Source organism: Tritonibacter aquimaris (assembly GCF_009617595.1).
In the GTDB taxonomy this organism is placed as follows: domain Bacteria; phylum Pseudomonadota; class Alphaproteobacteria; order Rhodobacterales; family Rhodobacteraceae; genus Epibacterium; species Epibacterium aquimaris.
This window is the reverse complement of the sequence record NZ_WIXK01000002.1, coordinates 115,260-138,811: the sequence shown is the minus strand read 5'-3', so window position 1 is coordinate 138,811 and position 23,552 is coordinate 115,260. Positions and strand designations below refer to the sequence as shown.

Below are 23,552 nucleotides of genomic sequence, written 5' to 3'. Positions count from 1 at the left end.
CCAAGCCGCAAGCGGATCCTGCTATTCCGTGGCTGAGTTAGGCAAAAACTTCTGCTCTTCAGGTGGCAGCGTCACGGGGTCTTGTGGGTGAAAGCGGATCAAAGTGGTGCCATTGGGCAGAGCACAGACGCGGCAGGTCAGCGTTTCACCAGAGCGCAGCTGGATTGTGCTCCACCACGGGTTGCGATCTTCGGTTCCCAGGACAAAATCACGTACTGCACCCCAGGCCGATGTGGCCACTGTCACGTCCTGCCAGATGCGGCAGGCGTCAATGATCGAGGTTTTGGCAAAGCTGGCTTCGGGATCCACATTCCACAGCGCGTGATAGGCCTCATTGGAAAAGGACATGGTGCCATCTTTGTTAAAGACTGCAATGGCTTCTTCCATTTGGTCCATAATTGACTGGCCCACTTCCAATTCGGTTCGAAACTGGCGGGTCAGGGTGATTTCTGCGGTGATATCTTCAAACAGGAAGGCAATGGCCCCATCCGGGTGTGGGCGGCCAGAGACCGAATAGACAGACCCAGAGGGCATTGACCAAGTTTCCTGATAGCGACCCTCTGCAGCGGCTTCCAGAAGATCAGCCATTTGGTGGCGCCAGCTGGTGTAGTTCTTGGGCTCGGGCATCATACGTTGATCACGCAGCCGGTCAAAGAATGTCAGCATATCAGGGCGTGAGCTGAGGAAGCTTGCCGGCAGCGCTGTCAGGTCGATCAATACCGGGTTAAACAGGACAAGCTGTTGATTGCGGTCAAAAATTGCGAGACCAATCGAAAGCTGTGCAAAGGTCTTTGCCAATGTCTGCACAAAGTTGCGCTGAGCAATTTCAGCATCAACCACAGCGTTTACATCGACGGCATGACAAAGCCAGCCTGCCTCGGTTTCTGTGGTTGAAACATTATACCAGAGCTTTTTATCGCTGTCAGGAAGGGTGATCGACGTGCGCTCGGGGCGGCCGCTGGATTTGGGCTCATCGAGTTCGGCAAACATCGGTTCAACCATGTCCACATCGCGCCCGTGAATTTTGTGGCTGAGATCATCATAAGCGAGGTTGGTCCAGGTGACGTCGCCCTCTTCGGATTGCAGCCAAACTGGATAGGGTGCCTGATGAACGGCCGCGCGCAGTGTGGTCAGTTCCTGGTCGAGCGATTTATTCTGTTCTTCCAACGTGCTGCGACGCAGTTGCACGCGGATGACACCATCAATCCATTCACAATGAGCTTCGCGGCTGTCGGCGCCTTCGGTGCCCGAAAGAACCAGCGGTCCCACGTCTTTCAGAAACGAAGGGGATTGTGGCAGGCCGGGATAGCTGCGGGCAAGCTGGTCGCGCAGTTTGGACCAGCTGAACTCTTCAGCGTGTTCACCAATGAACTTGCGTGCGCCTGAGGACCAGCCAATCAGCGTTGTGTCGTCAAAGAGGAACACGGCATCCGTGCGCCCATCCCCGATCAACAGGTCATGTTCCATACGCTTTGGCTGCTGCGTCGGCGAGAGCCACTTTACAGCAAGCGCCGCAGTTGCGGTGCACAGCGCCGCCAAAACCAGCCATTCAACCGAAACGATATCTTGCATGTCTCTGCCTTGATTTGTTCACATATACCGCATCGTTGTTCATAATGGTTAAATGAAGTTTAACTGGTTGATCAAATATGAATAGTTTAAATTTCAATCCTTTTATTACTTCCTTTTAGTTCTGCTTTGTCGCCCAGTGTGGCGTCTACTTTGTTTCTTGGCCAGGATACTTGGACAATGGCACCTTTGCCTTGGGCTTTAATAATGAGCTCTTGGTAGGGATCGCTGCCATTTACAAATTGCATCTTTGCGCCGGTGCGTTCCAGCAGGGTTTTGGCGATAAACAGACCAAGGCCCATTCCTTCATATTCCGGGCGTTGACTGCGTTCGTTTTCGCTGCGGCGACGGCGTACAAAGGGATCGCCAATACGTCCCAGAAGATGCGACGGATACCCCAGACCATCATCGCTGATCGTAACAACAATTTGGTTTTTGTCCCAACGGGCCTGAACCCAGACTTCCTTGCGGGCAAAGTCGACGCCATTTTGCACAAGATTGCGCAATCCATGAATGATTTCGGGTTTGCGCAAGATCTTTGGGTGCAGCAGGTCGCCGCCGTTCAGCGGTGCCGCATCCATATGCAATGTCTTGCCCCGATGCATATGTGGCTCCGCGGCTTCGTGAATTACCGTCGAAAGTGGCGCCTGACGCATATGCACATCTGATTTTCCGGCGCGCCCCATGCCTTGCAGGATATCGCGGCACCGGTTGGCTTGTTCGCGGATCAATTCTGCGTCTTCGCGCAGATCAGGGCGGTCATCCAATTCGTCGATCAGCTCGGCGCTGGTCAGTTTGATCGTTGCCAGCGGTGTCCCAAGTTCATGCGCAGCTGCCGCGACGACCCCGCCAAGATCGGTGAGCTTTTGTTCACGCGAGAGCGCCATCTGCGTGGCCGAGAGCGCGTCAGACATGGAACGGATTTCGGAGCTGATGCGATAGGAATAGGCACCGATAAACATGATCGCGATCACAATCGCCGCCCAGTTGCCAAAGATAAAGATGCCCGGCATTTGGAGTTCGGTGCCAAATTGGGTCACAAGCGGACGATAAAGCTGCGAAATAGCCGTCACCAACAGAATTGCAGTGCTGCCAACAATCATTGTGGAGCGCAGGCGCATCATCGTGGCGGAAATCGTCACAGGGCCTAGCACAAGCAGCGAGAACGGGTTGTTCAAGCCTCCGGTCAAATAGAGCAGAATTCCAAGCTGCAGCAGATCAAACAGAATCAACAGCAGGTTTTCGAATTCCGATAGACGCTTGTTTTCAGGGAATGCGAAGGTCGCGATCAGGTTGCTGATCACCGAAATGCTTACGGCCAGATAGGTGAGTTCAACCTGGAAATCGATCTTGAATATCAGCTGCGCCCCAAAAAGCGCTGCAATCTGGCCAAAAATTGCAACCCAGCGCAAAAGAATCAAAGTGCGCAGGCGAATCCAGTGGCTGCGCTCCTGTCCGCTCATCAAACTGATGTGTATGTCAGCCATGTGACCATGTGCTCCGGTTGAAACTGTCAAAAATACTGATAGGTCTCGCGGGGGAAACGTTCAATCAACCCGCGCAGAAATTATATGAGGATGCCATGTCTCGAATTTTCGCCGTAGTGGCCGCAAGTGTTGCAATTGCGGGCCTTGGGGCCGCTTGGATTGCAACGCAAAATCAGAACACCGATGCGTTTGCAAATTGCCGCACCAGTACGATTGCCGGCGGTGCCGGTGCGATTGGTGGGCCGTTCGAGCTGGTGAATACCAAAGGGCAGATCGTTACAGACACCGACGTGGTGACAGAGCCAACGCTGATCTATTTCGGCTATACCTTCTGTCCTGATGTTTGCCCACTAGACAATGCGCGCAATGCTGAAGCGATTGATATTCTTGCACAAAAAGGCGTATCCGCGACACCTGTCTTTATTTCGATCGATCCTGAACGCGACACGCCCGAAGTTATGGCCGACTTCTCCGAGATCATCCACGACAAGCTGATCGGCCTCACAGGATCTGCCGAACAGGTCAAAGCGGCCAGCAAAGCGTATAAGACGTATTACCAAAAACAAGATGGTGACGATGAATATTATCTGGTCAACCATTCCACTTACACTTATTTGGTCTTACCAGAACTTGGCTTTGTAGACTTCTTCAAGCGGGAAGAAACTGCACAACAGATGGCAGATCGGGTGGGTTGCTTCGTCGAGAATGCTTAATGGTGTGCTTCAGTTTGACCTTTGAAAGCTCTACGTAATATTCTGATCAGCAACCGCTGCTGACCGGTTGGGAGAAAAAGAGCACATGGCCGAAACTGATCCAGACCTCATTGGGCCCGATAAGACACTTCTGCTTGTCGATGATGACGAGCCGTTTTTGCGGCGCTTGGCCAAGGCCATGGAAAAGCGCGGCTTTGAAGTGGAAACAGCGGGATCCGTTGCGGCGGGAACCGCGATCGCCACTGCACGCCCCCCTGCCTATGCAGTTGTGGATCTACGTCTTGAAGATGGCAATGGCCTCGACGTTGTTGAAGTGCTTCGCGAAAAACGCCCTGACAGCCGTGTTGTAGTGCTGACCGGATATGGTGCAATCGCCACTGCGGTTGCTGCGGTGAAAATCGGCGCAACGGATTATCTGTCAAAGCCTGCGGATGCCTCAGATATCATGAGCGCGTTGTTGGCGGGTGATGATGAATTGCCGCCGCCGCCGGAAAACCCAATGAGCGCAGATCGGGTGCGCTGGGAGCATATTCAGCGCGTCTATGAGCTGTGTGACCGAAATGTATCCGAGACTGCGCGCCGCCTGAACATGCACCGCCGCACTTTGCAGCGGATCCTGGCCAAACGTAGCCCGCGCTAGGAATTGAGTGTGGGAGCGTTTTCATCAGGTCAACCGCAGCCAGCAGGCGGTTGGTCTGAGGAAATCGTCACCTTGGCCCAGGCGCATGTGGTTCCCCCTAACACCAGCGGGCTGATACAAGCCGCAGGTGTTCTTTATTCCGATGGAAGTTATTGCCATCACGCAGCGCTGTGGCGGCGGTATCGACCAATCACGGTTAAACCCGAACTCCCTTCCAGATCCAAAACACTAAAAGGACGCTGGCTCTGGGGTGGTGTCCTTTGGGCGCACTTCGGGCATTTTCTGGTCGAAAGCACCGCGCGGCTTTGGGCCTTGGCGCATCTGGGCAAACCCATTGATGGGATTTTGTTTATTCCAAAACGCCCCGCTGCGGATGGCGAACTGCGTGGGTTTCAGCGCGATTTTTTGGCGCATTATGCAGCTGGCACGGATGTGAAAGTTACCCGCACGCCCTTGCAAGTTGAAGAATTGATAGTGCCGGGGCAAGGGTTTGGCATTGGGCCGATTGTTTCGGGAACGCCAAAGTTTCGAGCAGCGCTTCAAAGTAATTTTGCCCAAGCCGTTCAGCCGAATGGCCCTCAACGCATCTACCTCTCGCGTTCTAAACTTGGATTAGGCAAGGGGGGCATGATTGGCGAAGCCATATTGGAACGGCGGCTCAAAAAACAGGGCTATGAGATTTTCCACCCACAAGAGCACAGCCTGGTGGAGCAAATTGCGCGCTATAAGGCCGCGCGCCAGATTATTGCTGCAGATGGGTCGGCAGTGCATCTCTTTGCGATGGTGGGGCGTGCGGATCAGAAGCTTGCGATGATACAGCGCCGGGAGTCCGGTGCCAGCGCCCAGTTGGTGCAAAATGTGCGCGCTTTTTGCCAGAATGATCCGCTGGTCATCAATGCCCTGCGCAGCGAATGGCTGCCAGTGGCGCAGCAGCGTTCCAGCCGGCTAAGCTTTGGTGAGCTTGATCTTGAACGGATTGGCACGGCGCTAGCCCAACACGGCTTTATAGAGGCTGACACCAGATGGTCTTCGTTCAATGGGCAGCGCCGCAAACAGATGCTTTTGAACAAGGGCATTCGGGCAGGTGAAAACTTTGTAGAAGCCCGGAGATTCAAACAACAGCGCCTAGAGGATGCACGCCGCAAGCGCATTGCGGAACAGGATTAAAGCGCCTGCAACAGCTCTTCGTGACGGGCAACAAAATCAGTGCGTGTCTCGACGGGCGGGCGCAGATCAATGCTGAGGCCTGCAATAATTTCCGGTTTGGGGCGGCCAAAAAATTTGTTGGCTTCTTTCTCTGAAAAGCCTGCGATCTGCACCGCTTCCATCCAGGCGCTGATTTTGTCGGCGCGTTTGATCTGCGATTTAACTGTTTTGGGCAGCGCTGCAGGCAGGCCAAAACGGATGTGAATTGCAGATGTCAGCCGTTGATCCAGCTCATCATAGCCAGAACCCACCGCAGCCTTCACCGGGGAAATCATATCGCCAATGACATATTCGGGTGCGTCATGCAGCAGTGCCGCCAGGCGCCATTTCACCGGCGCTTTGGGATAGAGGCGCGCGTAGAGGGTTTCGACCAGCAAGGAATGTTCGGCGACGGAATACGCAAAATCACCGCGCGTTTGCCCGTTCCAGCGGGCGACAAAAGCCAACCCATGGGCGATGTCTTCGATTTCAATATCAACCGGAGTGGGGTCCAGCAGGTCCAGACGGCGACCAGAAAGCATCCGTTGCCACGCGCGCGCTTCGACTGCCATTTATGCTTTCTCCCCAAAACCTTAACGCTCATCAGGTGGGACTCGTACCACCATTGGAACCTGACGTTATACATGAGTGTGACTTGGATGTGATTGAAACCTACACCGAAAGTACACATAATACTTTTATGGAGAGGGGCGGCGTAACCTCTCAGCGAGCCCCGTCTCTAGAGACTGACCTCTAGCGAAAGGAGCTTGTCATGTTCAAGCGATTGTTGAGCCTGTGTATGGTTTTTGGCATGGCCGCAACGGCACCACCTGCCTTGGCCGCAAATTGTGCAGACCGATCTACGGTAATAGAGAGATTGGCTGATAGATATTCAGAACATTTGACGGCAGGTGGGTTACGAAGCGACCAGCAGGGCAGTACGCTGGTTGAAGTTTGGTCCTCCAAAGAAACCGGCACATTTACCCTCCTCGTCACATATCCCAACGGCGTCAGCTGTGTTTTGGCTGCAGGAACGGACTTCTTTGAAGCCTTGCCTGCAAAAATGCCACTGGGCTCTCCGAGCTAAGCACCAGCACGTACTTTCACCGGTCATGTTCGTTGCTTGTAAACCATTGTGATGTTACGCCCTGCCTAAGCTAACCCGTAACCAGAATGGAGCTTACAATGGCCGGGGACTATATCGTCAAGGACATCGCACTGGCTGAATTCGGCCGAAAAGAGCTGGATATTGCTGAAACCGAAATGCCGGGGCTGATGTCTCTGCGCAAAGAATACGGCGACAGTAAGCCACTTAAGGGTGCCCGCATTGTTGGCTCGCTTCACATGACGATCCAGACTGCTGTCTTGATCGAAACTCTTGTGGAGCTGGGCGCTGATGTGCGCTGGGCGTCGTGCAACGTGTTTTCGACACAAGATCACGCAGCAGCTGTAATTGCTGCGGCAGATATCCCGGTGTTTGCAATCAAGGGCCAGTCTCTGGAAGAGCACTGGGACTATCTGGACCGCTCCTTCATGTTCCCGGAAGGTCCAAATCTGATCCTCGATGATGGTGGTGATGCGACCCTTTATGTGCTGCTTGGTGCACGTGCCGAAGCGGGTGAAGACATCATTCCCGTGCCGCAGTCTGAAGAAGAAGAGGTGATCAAGGCCCAGATCGCCAAACGCATGAAACTAAGCCCCGGCTGGTTCACCAAGACCCGTGATGCGATCCTTGGTGTGTCCGAAGAAACCACCACCGGCGTGCACCGTCTGTATGAACTGCAGAAAAACGGCCAGCTGCCGTTCCCTGCGATCAATGTGAACGACTCGGTCACCAAGTCGAAGTTCGACAACAAATACGGCTGCAAGGAATCGCTGGTGGATGGTATCCGCCGCGCGACTGACACCATGCTGGCCGGTAAAGTTGCTGTTGTCTGTGGGTATGGTGACGTGGGCAAAGGCTCTGCTGCGTCTCTGGCGGGTGCAGGTGCGCGGGTAAAAATCACCGAGGCCGATCCAATCTGCGCGCTGCAGGCGTCGATGGATGGCTTTGAGGTTGTCTTGCTGGAAGAGGCGCTGGACGCGGATGTGTTCATCACCACCACCGGCAACAAAGACATCATCCGCATCGAACATATGCGCGAGATGAAAGACATGGCGATTGTGGGCAACATCGGCCACTTCGACAATGAAATCCAGGTTGCCGCGCTCAAGAACCACAAGTGGACCAACATCAAAGAGCAGGTAGATATGATCGAGATGCCATCCGGCAGCCGCATCATCCTGCTTTCAGAAGGCCGTCTGCTGAACCTGGGTAACGCCACTGGTCACCCGTCCTTTGTGATGTCTGCATCCTTTACCAACCAGGTTCTGGCCCAGATCGAGCTGTGGACCAAAGGTGATGACTACAACAACGACGTCTACATCCTGCCCAAGCATCTGGATGAAAAAGTTGCGGCTCTCCACCTGGAGCGTGTTGGCGCCAAGCTGACAAAGCTGACACCTGAGCAGGCCGCATACATCGGCGTCACGCCAGAAGGTCCGTATAAGCCGGAACACTACCGTTACTAATCAGCGCTGAATTGCCTGAGAAAACCGCCCGGTGTGCCACATCGGGCGGTTTTTGATTCTGAATGCAACACCGGGGAAAGTGCGGCCAATCTTTTCCTTTGTATTGCGCAGGTTTGCGCCTAGTCTTTGCCCATTGTTCGCAAAGAGCACCTGGTTTTGTTGGGAGAATGCAATGGGTAAGAGAGACGATCTGATCGCGCAGTATGCAGATGATCTGAAGAACAAATGTGGCATTGATCCAGATATGGATCTGCTGACCAAAGTGACCATTGGATGTGGTCCGGCGATTTACAATGCGGATGCATCCACTGTTGCGGCCACTCAAGAAAGTGAGCTTGAGACCGTCAGAGAAAACTTCCTGATTAAAAAACTGGGCCTGTCCGATGGGCCAGAGCTGAAGGAAGCGATCGATTCCGTGATTGAGACCTATGGCAAATCCGAGCGCAATAAATACCGCGCTGTGGTCTATTACATGCTGACCAAGCATTTCGGAAAAGAAGCTGTATATAGCTGATCCTTTAATCCCACCCGTTGTATGCGGGTGGGATATTCATGGCGCATTTTCTGCTGTCCATATCCCCTGAATTTGAAACGCTTTGTCTGGGCTATTCTTTTGCAGAACGGCCCCTTTCGGGGTAGGTTGAATTATCAGCTAGGATGGCTGAACCGAAATTTCATACGCGTGTGGTGGATACGGAGCACGCGGGGTGGAAGGGAAGGTTCTGTTCGTCCCGGAACCTTCCCTTTTTTATTTTGATTTCTGCACCGCTTTTTGCATGTGTTACAGAAACAGTGTCAGTACCAGCCCAATCGCGCTGCAGGCCAATGTGGCATAGCCCGCATCAATCGCCGTCAGGGTAATTGGACGCATGGCGTACATATTATTCAATGCGATCCACGGGCTGATGAAAAACGCGCCAACACCGGCGCCGGCCAGCAAGCCAGCCCCCAGGGTGTCAATTCCTGACAGTGCAAACACGTGCCGCATCATTCCTGCGACCACCAATTGAATAACAAAACTGATGGCGAAGATTATCGGCGACATCCCACCTTTGGGTTTGCCATCAGGGCCACATTCCACACCGGATGCTTTGACCCATGGGCCTGATAGGGCCCCATACCAAACCGCGCCCAGTATGAAACCTGCGGCGGCGGCAGCAAAAATTCCGATATAGTCCATTACACCTTCCCCTGTGTGTTAGAGCAGCCAGTGTTCCCTAATTGGGGGATTGCCTGACAGATCAGTCGGCGCGGGTCTCACCCATCTGGCAGATAAGGTGCCATTCATCTTCTGAAACAGGTTGAACCGAAAGGCGCGCGCTTTTCACCAATGCCATCTCGGAGAGCGCCTCTTCACTTTTGATCTGCGCCAGTGTCACCGGTTTGGTGAAACCGCGCACCGCTTTGATGTCTACGCATTCCCAGCGCGCATCTTCCGTTGTGCTGTCTTGGTGGGCTTCGGCACAGATTTCTACGATGCCCACCACTGATTTTTCCTTTTGCGAGTGATAGAAAAAGCCGCGATCACCGTGCTTCATCTCTCGCATAAAGTTACGCGCCTGATAGTTGCGTACGCCGTCCCATTCTTCACCTACGTCCCCCTTGGCCTGCTGGTCGTCCCAGCTCCAGGTTGAAGGTTCAGATTTGAACAGCCAGTAACGCATCAGCCGATAACCTTTTTCCAGGTGATCAGCTCAACCGCTTCAAACAAGCCGGCCTTGGCATAGGGGTCGCTGTTGGCCCAGGCTTGGGCTGCAGCCATGTCTTCGACATCGAGAATGATCAGGGAACCAACCATCTTGCCGTCTTGATCCAACAGCGGGCCCGCCTGCGCAACAACGCCGGTCTCTTGAATATAGGCCAGATGCGCTTCGCGGTTGTCCATGCGTGTTTGCAGATGATCTGTCTTGTCACGCGCAATCAAAGCTACGAGCATTTTATTCCTCTTTTAATGGTCTTGTAAGTAGTTGCGCAGCGGCGTCCTCAATCGTCAAGCGTTGATCCAGCAAAGCGACCACTGTTTGCGTCACCGGCATGTCGATGCCCAGTGATTGCGCCTGCATTTCAACGGCGCGCGCGGTGGCTGCGCCCTCAACGGTGATAGAAGGATCAAAATTGTCACGGCTGCCAAGCGCCAGCCCAAGCTGATAATTGCGCGACAGCGCCGATGAGCAGGTCAGCGCCAGATCACCAAACCCAGACAAACCAACAAGGGTTTCTGCCTGCGCGCCCAGTGCCAAGGCCATGCGCTGCATTTCGGCAAAACCCCGTGTCATCAGCGCTGCGCGGGCGCTTTCGCCAAGTTTCGCGCCCATGACAGCCCCACAGGCGATGGCAATGACGTTTTTCAAAGCGCCGCCCAATTCTGCGCCAATGGTATCTGTGGTGCGATACAGCCGCATATTGCGGGTGGTAAGCGCAGCTTGCAGCGTTTTGCCGGTTTCCTCATTGCGGCAGGCCAGGGTCAGTGCAGTGGGAAGGCCCCGCGCAATATCTGCAGCAAAACTTGGCCCGGTCAAAATTGCAGCCTGCGTGTCTGGTACACAGTCTTCGATCACGCCAATCGGGCCCAACCCGCTGGAACGTTCAATCCCTTTGCAGCAGGCGACCAGCTTTTTATGCGTCATCAGGGCCGCGTTTTCGGTCAGAAAGCTGCGCAGCTTCTGCGTCGGCACCGCAAGAAGAATGATATCCGGCTGGCAGGCTTTGCTGAGGTCGGCAGTCACAGTCAGGCCGCTGGGCAAAGGCGCTCCTGGCAGGCGGCGCTGGTTTTCAGCGTGATCAATCATTTCAGCCGCGTGTGTTTCATCGCGACACCAAAGCGTGGCGGATTCCCCAATGGAGATCGCCAAAGCAGTGCCAAATGCGCCAGCACCGATTACCGTGATGCTCATGCTTTGGCTCCTTTTTTACCACTTCCCAGCAGGGCCGGGCTGCTTTGATCCAACGGCCATCGCGGTCTTGCGGTCAGGTTTGTGCCGGGGGCCGCGCCCGAAAGCAGCTGTTCAAGACCAGCATATGCAATCATCGCAGCATTATCGGTGCAAAGGGCCAAAGGTGGGGCCAGAAACGTGGTGCCATGTTCCGCGCATAGCGTTTCAAGCCCGGCACGAATGGCGGTGTTCGCGGCGACGCCACCAGCAACTGCAATTGTTGGTTGGGTGGGGGATTGCGCAAGATAGGTCACCAGCGCCTTGCGGGTTTTTGCCACCATGACATCAACAACAGCCGCCTGAAAACCCGCACAAAGATCCGCGCGATCCTGCCGGGTGAGCCCACCTTTTTCAGAGACGACCTGATCGCGCATCCGCATCAATGCGGTTTTCAGGCCCGAAAAGGACATGTTGCAATCATCGCGATCCAGCAATGGGCGCGGGAAGCGGTATCGTTTGGGATCACCAGTTTCTGCATCTTTTTGCACCGAGGGACCGCCGGGTTGCGGCAGGCCCAGCAGGCGTGCGGTTTTGTCGAAAGCTTCCCCCGGGGCGTCATCGATTGTACCGCCGAGACGGGTGAAATCATCCGGGCTGCGTACCAGAAGAAACTGACAATGCCCGCCAGACACCAATAGCATCAGATAGGGATAAGGCACATTGTCTGTCAGGCGTGGGGTCAGCGCGTGGCCCGCCAGATGGTTGACCCCAATCAAAGGCAAATCAGTGGCTGCGGCTATGCCTTTGGCACACATCACACCTGATATAACGCCGCCGATCAGACCGGGGCCCGAGGTGACCGCGATGGCATCCAGATCTGACAGACCTAGCTGCGCTTCCTTCAATGCGTCTTTCACACAGAGGTCGAGCTTTTCCGCATGGGCGCGCGCGGCAATCTCCGGCACCACGCCGCCATAGGGGCTGTGCAGTTCGGTTTGGCCAAACACAACAGAGGAAAGAATCTGCGTTTTTTCACCTGTGGCTTTGCGCAAAACAGCGGCGGCTGTGTCGTCACAGCTGCTCTCGATCCCTAGTACGGTCAAACTCTCTGTCATTGTGTTACCATTGCATCCAATTGGTCCGGGGGCTACCACCATAAGCGCCTGCAAACAATCCCGGGAGGTGTTGATGGTTTGCCTGCTTCTGACACGCCCCGCCGCCGCATCACAGCGGTTTTGGGAGCAATTGCCTGCGGAGCTACGTTCGCAGGTGAACCCGGTATTCTCTCCGCTTCTCAAGATTGAACCATTGGTGCAGGAACTGGATATCAGCACCTGTGATGCGGTGATATTTACGTCCTCAAACGGGGCGGACATCGCCTCCCGTTCTACAGCTCTGCGCAAAATGGCCTATTGCGTGGGTGAGCGTACGGCTGAACAGGCCCGCGCGCTTGGCTGGCGGGCCACATGTTTGGGACGCACAGCGGATGAGCTGGTTGCATCGCTGAGCAAAGAGGAAGCTCCCAAAGTTCTTTTGCACCTTCATGGGCGGCACACCCGTGGCCATATTGTAGCGCGGCTTCGGGCGGCAGGGCATTCCTGCGCAGGCATGGAAATATACGATCAGCAAGCGCAAGAGCTGACTGCTGAGGCAAAAGACTGCCTAGAGGATGGGCAATTGTGCTTAGTTCCGCTTTTTTCCCCGCGCAGCAGCCAACAATTTGTTTATGAATGCACCGAGACAAAACATGTATATTTTGTCGCACTCAGCACAGCTGTTGCGGAACCTTTGAATAGTTTGGGCTATAGGGGACTGAAAATAGCACAAATGCCGGATGTGATGTCGATGATTAAAAGCGTTTGTGACGTAACAAATGAGTTGCTCCAACTTGAGCGTAGTCAACGGGCACAGTAGTGTCGCCGCAAAATGTTTGACCAACAAGGTTATTGAGATTTGGAAGGGAAGTTCGGCGTGGCAGATCAAAAGAACCGAGACGAAGTGGTAGAGCCAGCGCCAGAGCTAGTTCAAGACGCAGAGAATACTGAGGTTGAGACAAGCGTTGAAGATATAGACGCGCTTGACAGTGAAGAGGTCGAAGTGACGATTTCTTCCGAGACCGAGACCGAGACCGAGACCGAGACCGAGACCGAGACCGAGACCGAGACCGAGACCGAGACCGAGACCGAGACCGAGACCGAGACCGAGACCGAGACCGCAGAATTTGTAGCGTTGGAGCCAGCGACAGAACAACCAGCAACGGTTGAACGCGTCATTGAAAAACGCGGCGGCTTTGTCCCGACCTTCTTGGGTGGTGTTGCAGCGGCGGCTATTGGATTTGGTATCGCCAAAACCGAAATTTTGGATCCGTACCTGCCCGCTGGATTTGGCGCAGGAAACGAACAGGTTGAAGCGCTGGGCGCTGAGCAAGCGAACCTGAAATCCACATTGGACCAACTGGCCCAGCAAGTGTCGGCGCTGCAAATTCCCGATCTTGATCCGCTTGCTGTGCGCATCGATGCGTTGGAAGCAGATGCCGATAGCGCATCTACCGATTTGACCCCGCTTGAAAACAAACTGGCCGGTCTGGAAGCGCAGCTGGTTGAATTGGCGGCGCGTCCGGTTTCTGCAGCGGTCTCCCCCGAAACGTCGGCTGCTTTTGAAGCAGAGATGCAAAGATTGCAGCAAAGTTTTGCTGCGCAGCGCGATGAAGTGGCCGATATGTTTGCCCAGGCCCGTGCCTTGGAAGAGGCAAGCGCCGCTGCTGCCAAGATTGCAAGCGCCCAGACCGTTCTGGCGCGGCTCCGATCAGCTGTGGATGCGGGGCAGCCCTTTGCCTCACAAATTGATGAGCTGAAAGCCGTGGGTGTAGCAGTCCCGGCAGCTTTGTCGGCCAGCGCCAAAAACGGTGTTCTGTCGCTTGCTGCGCTGGGCGATGGGTTTGCGCCTGTTGCACGTGAAGCATTGGCGGCGGATCGTTCTGAAACTGCTGGTCAAAGCGGCTTTGCGGAATATGTAAAACGTCATCTTGGGGCGCGTTCTGTTGCGCCAAAAGAGGGGGCTGACACTGATGCGGTATTGTCGCGTATTGAAGCGGCAGTGAATGCAGGTGATTTGCAAACTGCCCTGTCGGAAGCAGTAGCCCTGCCAGAAACTGCGGCCAAACCGATGGCGGATTGGATCGCTGCAACACAAGCGCGGCTGGATACAATTGTTGCGGCTGATGCGCTCTCCAACAGTCTGAATGCCAAATAAGGAATTTCTGTATGCTCTGGTCTCTTCTTAAAGTCCTTATTTTTGTGGCGATTGTTGGCGCGCTTGGCTTTGGCGTCGTTTTGTTGCTGGACACACCTGGTGGTGTTCAGATCACGGTCGCCGACACCGAATTCACGCTGGGTGCGCTGCAATCTGTATTGGCCATTGCGGTACTGCTTGTTGCGCTCTGGCTGATTTTGAAACTGGCGTCGCTGTCGGTTGCAACGCTGCGCTTTATCAATGGTGATGAAACAGCGTTGACCCGCCTGTTTGACAAAGGCCGCGAGCGCAAAGGTTATAAAGCGTTGACCGAGGGGATGATGGCGCTGTCTGCGGGCGAGGGCCGTCTGGCTATGGCCAAGGCAACGCGAGCTGAAAAATACCTTGAAAACCCGCAGCTTACTGATTTGATTGTGGCACAGGCTGCGGAAATGTCCGGCGATACCCGTAAGGCCTCTGAGGCATACAAACGCTTGCTGTCCAACCAATCCACCCGCTTTGTTGGGGTGCGCGGGATCATGAAGCAGAAGCTGTCAGAAGGCGATAAGGAAACCGCTTTGGCGCTGGCAGAAAAAGCCCTGGCGCTGCGGCCCAAGCATGAAGAAGTGCAAGATACGCTGTTGCAGCTTCAGGCGCAGGCGCAGGATTGGGCGGGCGCGCGCAAGACGCTTTCGACCAAGCTGAAAACCGGCACTTTGCCGCGTGATGTATTCAAACGTCGCGACGCTGTTCTGGCGCTGTCTTCGGCCAAAGCTTTGCTGGACGAAGGCGCAACCGTTGAGCAGCAGGAAAAAGCGATCGAAGCCAACACGCTGTCGCCTGACCTGATCCCCGCTGCAGTGCTTGCGGCTGGTGCATATGTTGAGAAGGGCAAAAAACGTGTTGCGATCCGTTTGCTCAAAAAAGCCTGGGAGGCACAGCCTCATCCGGATCTAGCGCATGCTTTTGCAGCGATTGAGCCCGATGAAACACCGGCCGCACGGATCAAACGGTTTGAGCCGTTCCTGCGTATGAAACCGGGACATGATGAAAATCGTCTGGTCTCAGCTGAGCTTTATGTTGTGGCGGAAGAATTCCCTGCTGCACGTCGCGCCCTGGGTGATTTGCCAGAGCGTGCACCGGATGCGCGTGCGCTGACTTTGATGGCGGCGATTGAACGTGGTGAAGGCTCTGATGACAGCGTTGTGCGTGCCTGGCTGACCCGCGCCCTGAGCGCCCCGCGCGGGCCGCAGTGGGTCTGTGATGTGTGTAATCACATCCATCCGGAATGGGCACCGATCTGCGAAAACTGCGGCAGCTTTGATACGTTGACCTGGAAATCACCAGAGGTGGCAGAGGTCAGCAGCGTAACAGGCGCGCATATGCTGCCATTGATTGTCGGGGCTTTGGAAGACAAGACCGAAGAAGCTCCTGCTGATGAGCCAGCCGAAGAAGCCGTCAGCGACGCAGAGGTTGTCGAGGTTGTTGCCGAAGCGACCCCAGATGACATCTCTGAGCCAGAGAAAAAGGCAAGCTAATCTACCAAGGCCCCGCTCAAACAGCGGGGCTTTTTTCTAGCTGTTGAATGCCGCCAGCCTTTTGCGCCGCAGATCCAAGGTGGCGATACCCATAACATAGCGCCAGAAAACGCTATTGTTGGGTTGCTTAGACCAGCGACAATTACCGATGGCATGCCAAGCCTTTGATCCCCCCGACAGTGGGGAATACACCGTGATGGAACCTGTATGAGGGGATCTATTGTCGACAAGTCGCCCAGTGGCATAATCAGAAATTAAAAAATGGCTCGGCGTCTGGATGCGAAACGTGGCTTATGGCCGAAGCTAATACGAAGTTTTGCGTGATGCTAAAGTAGAGACGCAATCATTACGTGTATTTTTCTATTTGAAAATATGGATCAAACGCGCGGATATGAACATGATACGCGCTTTTATGCGGCTGTTTCATCGCTCCTTAACCGCACTTCTGATCGCCCCATTGTGCTTTTTGTATGGAGTGGGGTAACGTGAAAAAAATAGCAATATAAGGCAGTTTCAGAGTGACGAATGACACCCATCGCCCGCTGACCCTCCGTGATGTATCCGAAGCCACTGGCGTGTCCGAAATGACCGTCAGCCGAGTGCTGCGAAACCGCGGAGATGTATCTGATAAAACACGGGAAAAGGTGCTCGCCGCTGCTAAGGAACTAGGGTACGTGCCCAATAAGATCGCAGGCGCACTTGCATCAAGCCGCGTAAACCTTGTTGGGGTGATTATCCCGTCGCTCTCCAATATGGTGTTTCCCGAAGTTCTGACCGGTATCAACCGTGTCTTGGAAAACACCGATCTACAGCCGGTGGTTGGGGTGACGGATTATCAACCCGAAAAAGAAGAAAAAGTTCTCTATGAGATGCTGTCCTGGCGTCCCTCTGGTGTCATCATTGCCGGGCTTGAACATTCAGATGCCTGCCGTGCGATGTTGTCAGCAGCTGGTATTCCGGTGGTTGAAATCATGGATACCGATGGCAAACCGGTTGATGCGATGGTCGGGATTTCTCACCGTCGCGCCGGGCGTGAGATGGCGAAGGCCATCCTGAAAGCTGGCTATGAGCATATTGGTTTTCTGGGCACCAAAATGCCGCTTGATCACCGGGCGCGCAAACGCTTTGAAGGCTTTACCGAGGCACTGGCAAAAGAGGGCGTAGAGATCGAAGATCGTGCCTTTTATTCCGGCGGCTCAGCGCTGGCGAAAGGGCGTGAGATGACACGCGATATGCTTGATCGCTCGCCAGATCTCGATTTTCTCTATTATTCCAATGATATGATCGGCGCAGGTGGTTTGCTGCATCTGATGGATCAGAAGGTGGACGTGCCCGGCGAAATTGGCCTTGCGGGCTTTAATGGCGTTGAATTGCTGGATGGGCTGCCGCGCAGATTGGCCACGATGGATGCGTGCCGTCAGGAAATCGGGCGCAAGGCTGCGGAGATCATCGCGTTGCGGTTGGACAATCCAGAGGCTGAGATCGAGAAAAACGTTACTCTGGTTCCAACCATTGACTACGGCGATACGCTAAAACGTTGGTAAGAACAGATTGCAAAGGGCCGCTCGGGATAGAGCGGCCCTTTTTGTTATCGGACAACAAACTCTGCGTGAAGTGCGCCGGCGGCTTTCAGGCTTTTGAGGATGTCGATCATATCGCGTGGTGAGACCCCCAAGGCATTGAGGCCCGAAACAACTTCCGACAAGGATGTGGTTTCAGGAACTTCCGCAAGTTGGATGCCTTCTTCTTCCTCGATGCCAACACCAGTACGAGGCACCACAACGGGCTGCGCATCGGTAAAGGGGTTCGGCTGCACCACAAGTGGCGCCTCCTCAATGCGCAGTGTCAGATTGCCCTGGGCAACGGCGACACGGGAAATACGAACATCGCTGCCCATCACAATGGTGCCCGAACGTTGGTCGACAACCACGCGCGCTTTGCGCTGGGGCTCAACCAGGATGTTTTCCATCCGGCCAATTGCATGTGCGGTAGAACGCGTATTGGTGCGTTGAACGTCCACCTCAACAGTTCCCGAGTCCCGCATAAGGGCCACGTTACGCCCAAATTCAGAGTTAATAGCCCGTTCAATCCGGTTTGCAGTGGTGAAATCGGGCTCACGCAGCGCGAGGCGCATGGTCGACAAAGACGCCAGATCAAATTCGATCTCACGCTCGATGCGGCCGCCTGATGGGATCACCCCAGCGGTGGGAACGCCCTGTGTGACGCTGGCCGCTTCGCCTTCGGCAACGGCACCACCTGCGAGAATTGAGCCCTGCGCAACGGCATAAATCTGACCATCGGCCGCATTCAGCGGCGTCATGATCAAAGTACCACCAAGCAAGCTGCTGGAATCCCCAATGGCCGACACGGTCACATCCAGTGTTGCACCAACACGCGCAAACGGTGGCAGCGTCGCGGTGACAAACACAGCGGCAACGTTTTTCGGGCGGAACTGTTCACCAGTCACATTGACGCCGAGCCGTTCCAGAATGTTGGTCATGATTTCTTCGGTGAAGGGAGAGTTTCTCAGCCCATCGCCGGTTCCGTTCAGACCAACAACAAGACCATAGCCCACGAGGTCATTGCCGCGAACTCCATCAAATTCCACCAGGTCTTTCAGCCGGATGGCATTGGCATGCGCCACCATCGGCAAAAACAAAAATAGGCACAGAAGTCTAAGGTATTTCATCATGATATGTATCTCAGGAGTGACAGCTCAAACGATTTCTGGGTTACCACATACAGGCTTTGGAGCTGGTTCTGGGCTTCTTCGAGCTTGGCGTATGTTTCGTAGGGATCGGCTTCCAGCATCTTGTTTTTGGTGATGGACAGCGTGGTAATCTGCGCCTCGTTGCGTGTGCGGGCGTTTTCGATCCGACCTTCCATGAACCCAATATCGGATTGCAGTTCGATAAGAGAGTCGCTGCTTCCGACAAATTCATCCCGTGCGTGGCGTACCAATTCGATCGCAACGCCGTCATCCATAGTGACGCCAGGTTCAGTGGTGATTGCTGCAAAAGCAAAAGCTTTCAGGCTTTGTTTGAACGCGGGATCGGTGGCGAGAACATCCAAAGTGACCTGATCTGTTTCGCCGACATCGATCGGGGCCAGCGCGGTATCTGACCCTTGATATACAACTGAATCAAACCCGGCGGGGTCATCGAACCAATTATCGATTGCTGTGATGATATCAGTGGTGCTGGTCAGACCGCTAATCTCGGTGCTCAGCGCTGACAAAATTGTCTGTCCATCCAGCAGCGAGCTGCTGCTTGTTGCCGTGCCGGAGAACAAATTGCGCCCGCCAACGCTGGAGTTGATCGCATCGATACTGTTGTCGAGCTGCAAACGGGCATCGTCGGCGGCATCCTGAGCGTTGGTGATGGTCAGGCTGGTTGAAAGCGTCAGCAGGCTGTTGCGCGCTTGTTCAACATTGTCGTGCACTTTTTGAATGCTGGATTGCATTGAAACCGCAAGAACGGTGACTTCGCTGACCGCAACCTTGTAGCTGTCGAGCTTGCTCAAGGTGTGTTCGATGCCGGACAGATAAGTGAAATCACCGCCCAAGCGTTCGGTGACATTGGATGTACGCCCTGTGGTCAGCTCTTGACCAAGGGTCTGAACCTGGGATTTCAGATCCGAGTTGCGCATCCGCAGAAAAGTGTACTGGGCGATATCGCCATAAGAAGCAGATAGCATAAGTTAGATCCTCAGAAGTGTGTCCATAAGTTCATTTACAACGGTGATCACGCGCGCGTTTGCATTGTAATTTTGCTCAATGATCAGAAGATTTTGCAGCTCTACGTCGGTATCAACACCTTGAGATTGCTCCGCTTCACTTGCTTCGCGAAAGCCTGCGGCAGTGAATGTCACGCGGTTGGTGCTGGTTTCATTGTCCTGAGCAAACCGAGAGATGAGATCTGCCGCAAGTGTCGAGGCAGAGATATCGATCGTGCCAAGGCTGGGTGTGGAAATCGTACGCGTTTGATTGAGCGCATCACTGTAAGCGCGCAGCAAGCTCGCGTCGCCCGGATCACCGGGGGCAGCAGCGTTGAGCCCATCGCGAAAGCGCCAGGTCTCAGCATCGCCATTGAGTGAAACTTTCTCGTTGAGGCTGATACGGTTGGCGATGCCCAGTTCGTTGGCTGGGTCAAATGCGGCACCAGCGTCTGTAAACAAACCGGCATCCGTTGCAGAAAGGCTTGGATCAACAGCAGGGTCCTGAAAGCGTTCAATCAGGTCGCGGGCCATGGTATCAAGATCTTTTTGGGCGCTTACCGCGTGGTCGTCGCGAATCTGAAATGCAGCAGTCAATGTGCCGCCTCGCAAGCGTCCTTCAGGCCCGGTGCCAATAGGACGACCGTCAATTTCCAAGCCGGACAGCAGACCGTTATCGATTGTCATATGGGGCAGAATGATGCGGTTCTTGACGAAGCTGAATTGAGAGGCCGTTCCCTCCAGTAGGATTTCCCCACCTTCCGAGAAAAGTGCAACTTGACCATTGTCGCGTGTCACAACATTCAGCGGAACAATCTGATTTATTTGGTCAACAACCTGATCACGTTGATCAATCAGGCCAACCGGATCGTGACCTGATGCATTTGCAATGACGATTTTGGCGTTCAGGCGCTCAATATCTTTGAGGCCCTGGTTCAGCTGAGTGATCTGTGTGTCGATCGAATTTTCAGCTATTTGCCGCTGATTTTGGAGCTCGCTGGCCGCAGAATTGATCGAATCTGCCAACTGGTTCGCACGCACCGACAGCTCGTTTAGCCGCGGGCCTGAATCTGGGCGTGAAATTGCCTCAACCAAAGCGGATTCAAGGGCGGATTGGCGTGATGCGAGTGAAAATGGATCGTCAACCGTTCCAACGGCATCGGCCATGCGGCTGAAGAAATTGGCAGTCTGTTCCGCAGCAGCATATTCAGATTCGGACACCCGGCGAGACGCCAGGAGCCCGGGATCTTTTACCAATTGTATATTGCCAACCTTGACCCCGGGAATGCCGGGGCCATTGGATGACAGCGACAACACACGGCGTGAATGGCCTGGTGTAAGCGCATTCGAGAGGTTGTCAGAAACAACAGAGGATGCGCGCGATGCTGCGTAAATGCCTGAAACGGCAGCGGTAATAGCACTGTTCAGAGTCATCGATCAGACCATTTCTTAGTGTGGGGGATCAAGCGCTATTAGCGCTTGATGTTGGTGGTTTCCTGCAGCATTTCATCCACGGTTTGGATGACTTTTGCATTGGAGGAATAGGCCCGTTGGGTCTGGATCATGCTGGTTAGTTCACCGGCGACATCAGTTGTCGATTCTTCCAGCGCGTAAGATGCAATATCACCCACTGGCCCATCGCCCGCATCCCACAAGAAGAAAGAGCCACTTTCGGTTGTTGGGATGAAGGTCTGACGATCCATGGTTTGCAGGCCGTTCATATTGGGCAGATCCACCAGTGGAACCTGATAAACGGTGCGGATGATGCCGGAATCATAGGAAGCACGCACAAACCCGTTTTCATCCACTTCGACACTCACGATGTTACCCGCTGGGGCACCATCACGAGAGATATTGGCAGCGACCCAATCATCACCCAGTTGGGTCAAGCCGTTGGAGCGGCCCAACAATCCGATGTCGACCTCAATTGGACCACCGTCCACGTTGACCACCACAGAACCCGTTGCGGGATCGTAGGCGCCGCCTGAAACAGGCGTTACAGAGGCAAGCGAGCCGCCATCGGTCTGGCTGCTATTGAATGTCAGATCGTATTCACCGATTTGCGCACCACCGCTTGCCGAGTCAAACAGGCGCATCGTCCATTGGTTTGACGTGCCGCTTGCGGGTACTGTTGCTTCAAACTCTACGGTGATCCCTTCGGAACGACCGAGGTTGTCATAGTACGCAATTGTGGTGGTTGTATCGGCCGGATCAGGTGTGCCGCCAGCCTCGGTCGAGGTTGCGGGCAGGTTGATCCCAAGCTTCACTTCGGTGGTTGGTTCACTGGAAAGCTGGCTTCGGTTCAGCCGGATTGGCTCCAACCCATCGGTGGTGTCCCGCGGGAAGTTGGGGATTGATCCATCCGGAAGCGCGGGCCAACCCATGAGAACAAGACCGGAGTCAGTGGTCAAAAACCCATCATCATTGGTGTTGAAAGATCCAGTTGATGTCAAAAGCATTGACGGGCTCAGCGTGCCGTTCTCAACCTCTGCAATGCTTGCCACCGGCAGCATGCCACGGCCACGAATGGCGAGGTCGGTTGCGTTGTTCGTTGGCACAAGGGACCCACGTTGATCAATCATGCGCATCGATGACGCACGTACGCCACCAGCTGTGTAGCCGCCGCCGTTTCTCCCGATCACCAGGGAATTGAAATCGGTCTGGACCCGCTTGTAGCCATAGGTCGACGAATTCGCGATGTTGTCGGAAATGGACGCCAAACGCGTTGCGTTGGAGGTCAGACCCGAAACGCCCGCACTCAACGACGAAGAAATGGTCATGGATACGCCTTTCTGCTGCATCAATTCTCTTCTGCAGTCAGGAGTATCGAATGGGCATTAATACTGGGCTAACAGATAAAATCTGAGATATCCGTTAGCCCAATTGGCCTCTAAACTAGGTGTTTTTCATGCTCAGTCGCGCAGTAGCACGATTTCAACCCGGTTATTTTTCACCGACATCGGGTTGGTTTGAGACAGGGAGCGGTCCGCATGGCCAGTGACACGATGGATTCGTTTTGGGGACATCCCACCTGATTCGAGCAGTTTTCGTGTTGCGTCTGCGCGGTCATGAGAAATTTCCCAAATCGGGTTATTGGCCACCACTACCGGCTGCGAACGGGTATGACCGCTGATCGCTATGTCGTTGCCAACAACACCGGCTACTCTTGCAACCATGCGCACCAGATCCCGGTACAGCGGAGTCGGGGTTGCGCTGTTTGGTTCAAACAGTGGCGCATTCTCAGTATCAAACAATTCAATGATCAGCCCTTCGTCGGAAACGCGGGTGATAATATGGCGCGCCATTTCGATCGACACCATGCTTTCACCGCTGCGACCGGCAAGCGCATCCTGAACCGCCTGAAGCTTTTCATCCTCAGCCTTTTTCGCTTCGTCGTCTTTCTCGACGCCGGAATTGCCCTGCGCCTGTTGCGCATCTTCGGGATGCTCAGCGCTTGCACCGGTACCGGTCTGAGGCTTGATCTCTTCGGTGAACATACTGTCGCCATTAAAGGCGCCATTGCCGCCACCTGAAACGCGGCTCAACGGAATGGACGGCGAAAAATAATCCGCCAGGCCTTTACGTTGTTTTTCTGTTGTTGCGTTAAGGAGCCACATCAACAAGAAGAACGCCATCATGGCTGTCACAAAGTCGGCATAGGCCACTTTCCAAGCGCCCCCGTGGTGACCGTGATCACCGCCGCCTTTTTTCTTCTTGATGATAATGGGCGCCATATTGTCTTGTGCGCTCATAGTCACCACCACTTTTTTTCACCCATAACCGGGATAACAGGTGGGGCGTTAAACAGGTCTTAACAGATAAATTTGCCGGCAGTTAAGATCTCTGGATGGTGATTGCACGGATCATTTGTGCGTAAAACGCGCGAAATGGTGGGTTTTGCAAAATATAGGGGGATATGGTGCCCAGAAGAGGACTCGAACCTCCACGTCCATACGGACACTAGCACCTGAAGCTAGCGCGTCTACCAATTCCGCCATCTGGGCACAGATGTCGTGGAGCGTCATATACGC

23 protein-coding genes and 1 tRNA gene are annotated in these 23,552 nt (G+C 54.4%); 10 read left to right on the top strand and 14 right to left on the bottom strand.

Translation table 11 applies throughout. The features are described from left to right. Window positions 1-21 precede the first annotated feature (21 nt). Together GG681_RS04230 and regB are read right to left on the bottom strand one after the other, a co-directional pair. A complete protein-coding gene (locus GG681_RS04230; RefSeq protein WP_153545437.1) occupies window positions 22-1,572 on the bottom strand; it encodes a PAS-domain containing protein in 1,551 nt (516 codons plus the stop codon). 86 nt (window positions 1,573-1,658) lie between these two features. Then, a complete protein-coding gene (gene regB / locus GG681_RS04225) occupies window positions 1,659-3,056 on the bottom strand; it encodes a sensor histidine kinase RegB (RefSeq protein WP_153545435.1) in 1,398 nt (465 codons plus the stop codon). A gap of 95 nt (window positions 3,057-3,151) precedes the next feature. Between regB and GG681_RS04220 the strand changes: the two genes are divergently transcribed. The 3 genes from GG681_RS04220 (at window position 3,152) to GG681_RS04210 (ending at window position 5,576) form a co-directional block, all read left to right on the top strand. After that, on the top strand, window positions 3,152-3,769 hold the full coding sequence (locus GG681_RS04220; protein ID WP_153545433.1) for an SCO family protein: 618 nt from the start codon (window positions 3,152-3,154) through the stop codon (window positions 3,767-3,769). 85 nt (window positions 3,770-3,854) lie between these two features. Then, window positions 3,855-4,409 (top strand): ActR/PrrA/RegA family redox response regulator transcription factor, encoded by a 555-nt coding sequence (locus tag GG681_RS04215; protein ID WP_153545431.1) that lies wholly within the window; start codon window positions 3,855-3,857, stop codon window positions 4,407-4,409. 9 nt (window positions 4,410-4,418) lie between these two features. Then, on the top strand, window positions 4,419-5,576 hold the full coding sequence (locus GG681_RS04210) for a glycosyltransferase family 61 protein (RefSeq protein ID WP_328593257.1): 1,158 nt from the start codon (window positions 4,419-4,421) through the stop codon (window positions 5,574-5,576). Here GG681_RS04210 and GG681_RS04205 read toward each other — a convergent pair. Next, window positions 5,573-6,166, bottom strand: coding sequence for an HD domain-containing protein (locus GG681_RS04205; protein ID WP_153545427.1), 594 nt, complete (start codon window positions 6,164-6,166; stop codon window positions 5,573-5,575). The genes GG681_RS04210 and GG681_RS04205 overlap by 4 nt on opposite strands. A gap of 200 nt (window positions 6,167-6,366) precedes the next feature. Here GG681_RS04205 and GG681_RS04200 point away from each other — a divergent pair, with 200 nt between their 5' ends. From GG681_RS04200 to GG681_RS04190, 3 genes are all read left to right on the top strand, one after another. Next, a complete protein-coding gene (locus GG681_RS04200; RefSeq protein ID WP_153545425.1) occupies window positions 6,367-6,681 on the top strand; it encodes a hypothetical protein in 315 nt (104 codons plus the stop codon). A 98-nt stretch (window positions 6,682-6,779) separates the two neighbouring features. Next, window positions 6,780-8,165: an adenosylhomocysteinase gene (ahcY, locus tag GG681_RS04195; RefSeq protein WP_153545423.1), complete on the top strand. Its 1,386-nt coding sequence runs from the start codon at window positions 6,780-6,782 to the stop codon at window positions 8,163-8,165. 172 nt (window positions 8,166-8,337) lie between these two features. Beyond that, window positions 8,338-8,679 carry a DUF2853 family protein gene (locus tag GG681_RS04190; protein ID WP_153545421.1) on the top strand — a complete coding sequence of 114 codons (342 nt, stop codon included), beginning with the start codon at window positions 8,338-8,340 and terminating at the stop codon, window positions 8,677-8,679. A 267-nt stretch (window positions 8,680-8,946) separates the two neighbouring features. Here GG681_RS04190 and GG681_RS04185 read toward each other — a convergent pair whose 3' ends face one another. From GG681_RS04185 to tsaD, 5 genes are all read right to left on the bottom strand, one after another. Beyond that, complete coding sequence (locus tag GG681_RS04185; protein WP_153545419.1) at window positions 8,947-9,345, bottom strand: DUF1761 domain-containing protein; 399 nt, start codon at window positions 9,343-9,345, stop codon at window positions 8,947-8,949. 61 nt (window positions 9,346-9,406) lie between these two features. Then, window positions 9,407-9,829 carry an EVE domain-containing protein gene (locus GG681_RS04180; protein ID WP_153545417.1) on the bottom strand — a complete coding sequence of 141 codons (423 nt, stop codon included), beginning with the start codon at window positions 9,827-9,829 and terminating at the stop codon, window positions 9,407-9,409. Further along, a complete protein-coding gene (locus GG681_RS04175; protein WP_153545415.1) occupies window positions 9,829-10,101 on the bottom strand; it encodes a YciI family protein in 273 nt (90 codons plus the stop codon). Before GG681_RS04175 ends, GG681_RS04180 begins: the two co-directional genes overlap by 1 nt. A 1-nt stretch (window position 10,102) precedes the next feature. Beyond that, window positions 10,103-11,059, bottom strand: a complete 957-nt coding sequence (locus GG681_RS04170; RefSeq protein WP_153545413.1) for an NAD(P)H-dependent glycerol-3-phosphate dehydrogenase — start codon at window positions 11,057-11,059, stop codon at window positions 10,103-10,105. Further along, window positions 11,056-12,153 carry a tRNA (adenosine(37)-N6)-threonylcarbamoyltransferase complex transferase subunit TsaD gene (gene tsaD, locus GG681_RS04165; protein ID WP_153545411.1) on the bottom strand — a complete coding sequence of 366 codons (1,098 nt, stop codon included), beginning with the start codon at window positions 12,151-12,153 and terminating at the stop codon, window positions 11,056-11,058. Before tsaD ends, GG681_RS04170 begins: the two co-directional genes overlap by 4 nt. A gap of 73 nt (window positions 12,154-12,226) precedes the next feature. Here tsaD and GG681_RS04160 point away from each other — a divergent pair, with 73 nt between their 5' ends. The 4 genes from GG681_RS04160 to GG681_RS04145 all read left to right on the top strand — a co-directional run bounded on the left by GG681_RS04160 (window position 12,227) and on the right by GG681_RS04145 (window position 17,351). Next, the gene (locus tag GG681_RS04160) at window positions 12,227-12,952 is read left to right on the top strand and encodes a uroporphyrinogen-III synthase (protein ID WP_268968981.1); all 726 of its coding nucleotides are present in this window, start codon (window positions 12,227-12,229) and stop codon (window positions 12,950-12,952) included. A 57-nt stretch (window positions 12,953-13,009) separates the two neighbouring features. Beyond that, a complete protein-coding gene (locus GG681_RS04155; protein WP_153545407.1) occupies window positions 13,010-14,290 on the top strand; it encodes a COG4223 family protein in 1,281 nt (426 codons plus the stop codon). Window positions 14,291-14,301: 11 nt separating this feature from the next. Beyond that, complete coding sequence (locus GG681_RS04150) at window positions 14,302-15,807, top strand: heme biosynthesis protein HemY (RefSeq protein WP_153545405.1); 1,506 nt, start codon at window positions 14,302-14,304, stop codon at window positions 15,805-15,807. Between the two features lie 518 nt (window positions 15,808-16,325). After that, entirely contained in the window at window positions 16,326-17,351 is a 1,026-nt protein-coding gene (locus GG681_RS04145; RefSeq protein ID WP_328593256.1) for a LacI family DNA-binding transcriptional regulator, read from the top strand. 44 nt (window positions 17,352-17,395) lie between these two features. Here the strand turns inward: GG681_RS04145 and GG681_RS04140 are convergent, their stop codons facing one another. The 6 genes from GG681_RS04140 to GG681_RS04115 all read right to left on the bottom strand — a co-directional run bounded on the left by GG681_RS04140 (window position 17,396) and on the right by GG681_RS04115 (window position 23,525). Continuing rightward, window positions 17,396-18,499 carry a flagellar basal body P-ring protein FlgI gene (locus GG681_RS04140; protein ID WP_153545403.1) on the bottom strand — a complete coding sequence of 368 codons (1,104 nt, stop codon included), beginning with the start codon at window positions 18,497-18,499 and terminating at the stop codon, window positions 17,396-17,398. Next, on the bottom strand, window positions 18,496-19,503 hold the full coding sequence (locus tag GG681_RS04135) for a flagellin (protein ID WP_153545401.1): 1,008 nt from the start codon (window positions 19,501-19,503) through the stop codon (window positions 18,496-18,498). The genes GG681_RS04140 and GG681_RS04135 overlap by 4 nt, the downstream gene beginning before the upstream one ends. A 3-nt stretch (window positions 19,504-19,506) precedes the next feature. Continuing rightward, window positions 19,507-20,955 carry a flagellar hook-associated protein FlgK gene (gene flgK / locus GG681_RS04130; protein ID WP_153545398.1) on the bottom strand — a complete coding sequence of 483 codons (1,449 nt, stop codon included), beginning with the start codon at window positions 20,953-20,955 and terminating at the stop codon, window positions 19,507-19,509. A 38-nt stretch (window positions 20,956-20,993) separates the two neighbouring features. After that, window positions 20,994-22,322, bottom strand: coding sequence for a flagellar hook protein FlgE (locus GG681_RS04125; RefSeq protein WP_194287136.1), 1,329 nt, complete (start codon window positions 22,320-22,322; stop codon window positions 20,994-20,996). Between the two features lie 111 nt (window positions 22,323-22,433). Beyond that, entirely contained in the window at window positions 22,434-23,273 is an 840-nt protein-coding gene (locus GG681_RS04120; RefSeq protein WP_153545397.1) for a flagellar motor protein MotB, read from the bottom strand. A 165-nt stretch (window positions 23,274-23,438) separates the two neighbouring features. Then, window positions 23,439-23,525: transfer RNA gene (locus GG681_RS04115), tRNA-Leu, on the bottom strand. Between the last annotated feature and the right edge of the window lie 27 nt (window positions 23,526-23,552).

Bases quoted from the DNA above. Each gene is read 5' to 3' on its own strand.
- GG681_RS04135 (WP_153545401.1), bottom strand. From the start codon at position 19,503: ATGCTATCTGCTTCTTATGGCGATATCGCCCAGTACACTTTTCTGCGG.
- GG681_RS04180 (WP_153545417.1), bottom strand. From the start codon at position 9,829: ATGCGTTACTGGCTGTTCAAATCTGAACCTTCAACCTGGAGCTGGGAC.
- GG681_RS04205 (WP_153545427.1), bottom strand. From the start codon at position 6,166: ATGGCAGTCGAAGCGCGCGCGTGGCAACGGATGCTTTCTGGTCGCCGT.
- ahcY (WP_153545423.1), top strand. From the start codon at position 6,780: ATGGCCGGGGACTATATCGTCAAGGACATCGCACTGGCTGAATTCGGC.
- GG681_RS04125 (WP_194287136.1), bottom strand. From the start codon at position 22,322: ATGCAGCAGAAAGGCGTATCCATGACCATTTCTTCGTCGTTGAGTGCG.
- GG681_RS04230 (WP_153545437.1), bottom strand. From the start codon at position 1,572: ATGCAAGATATCGTTTCGGTTGAATGGCTGGTTTTGGCGGCGCTGTGC.
- GG681_RS04175 (WP_153545415.1), bottom strand. From the start codon at position 10,101: ATGCTCGTAGCTTTGATTGCGCGTGACAAGACAGATCATCTGCAAACA.
- GG681_RS04200 (WP_153545425.1), top strand. From the start codon at position 6,367: ATGTTCAAGCGATTGTTGAGCCTGTGTATGGTTTTTGGCATGGCCGCA.
- GG681_RS04160 (WP_268968981.1), top strand. From the start codon at position 12,227: ATGGTTTGCCTGCTTCTGACACGCCCCGCCGCCGCATCACAGCGGTTT.
- GG681_RS04140 (WP_153545403.1), bottom strand. From the start codon at position 18,499: ATGATGAAATACCTTAGACTTCTGTGCCTATTTTTGTTTTTGCCGATG.
- flgK (WP_153545398.1), bottom strand. From the start codon at position 20,955: ATGACTCTGAACAGTGCTATTACCGCTGCCGTTTCAGGCATTTACGCA.
- tsaD (WP_153545411.1), bottom strand. From the start codon at position 12,153: ATGACAGAGAGTTTGACCGTACTAGGGATCGAGAGCAGCTGTGACGAC.
- GG681_RS04170 (WP_153545413.1), bottom strand. From the start codon at position 11,059: ATGAGCATCACGGTAATCGGTGCTGGCGCATTTGGCACTGCTTTGGCG.
- GG681_RS04120 (WP_153545397.1), bottom strand. From the start codon at position 23,273: ATGAGCGCACAAGACAATATGGCGCCCATTATCATCAAGAAGAAAAAA.
- GG681_RS04150 (WP_153545405.1), top strand. From the start codon at position 14,302: ATGCTCTGGTCTCTTCTTAAAGTCCTTATTTTTGTGGCGATTGTTGGC.
- GG681_RS04215 (WP_153545431.1), top strand. From the start codon at position 3,855: ATGGCCGAAACTGATCCAGACCTCATTGGGCCCGATAAGACACTTCTG.
- regB (WP_153545435.1), bottom strand. From the start codon at position 3,056: ATGGCTGACATACACATCAGTTTGATGAGCGGACAGGAGCGCAGCCAC.
- GG681_RS04190 (WP_153545421.1), top strand. From the start codon at position 8,338: ATGGGTAAGAGAGACGATCTGATCGCGCAGTATGCAGATGATCTGAAG.
- GG681_RS04185 (WP_153545419.1), bottom strand. From the start codon at position 9,345: ATGGACTATATCGGAATTTTTGCTGCCGCCGCCGCAGGTTTCATACTG.
- GG681_RS04220 (WP_153545433.1), top strand. From the start codon at position 3,152: ATGTCTCGAATTTTCGCCGTAGTGGCCGCAAGTGTTGCAATTGCGGGC.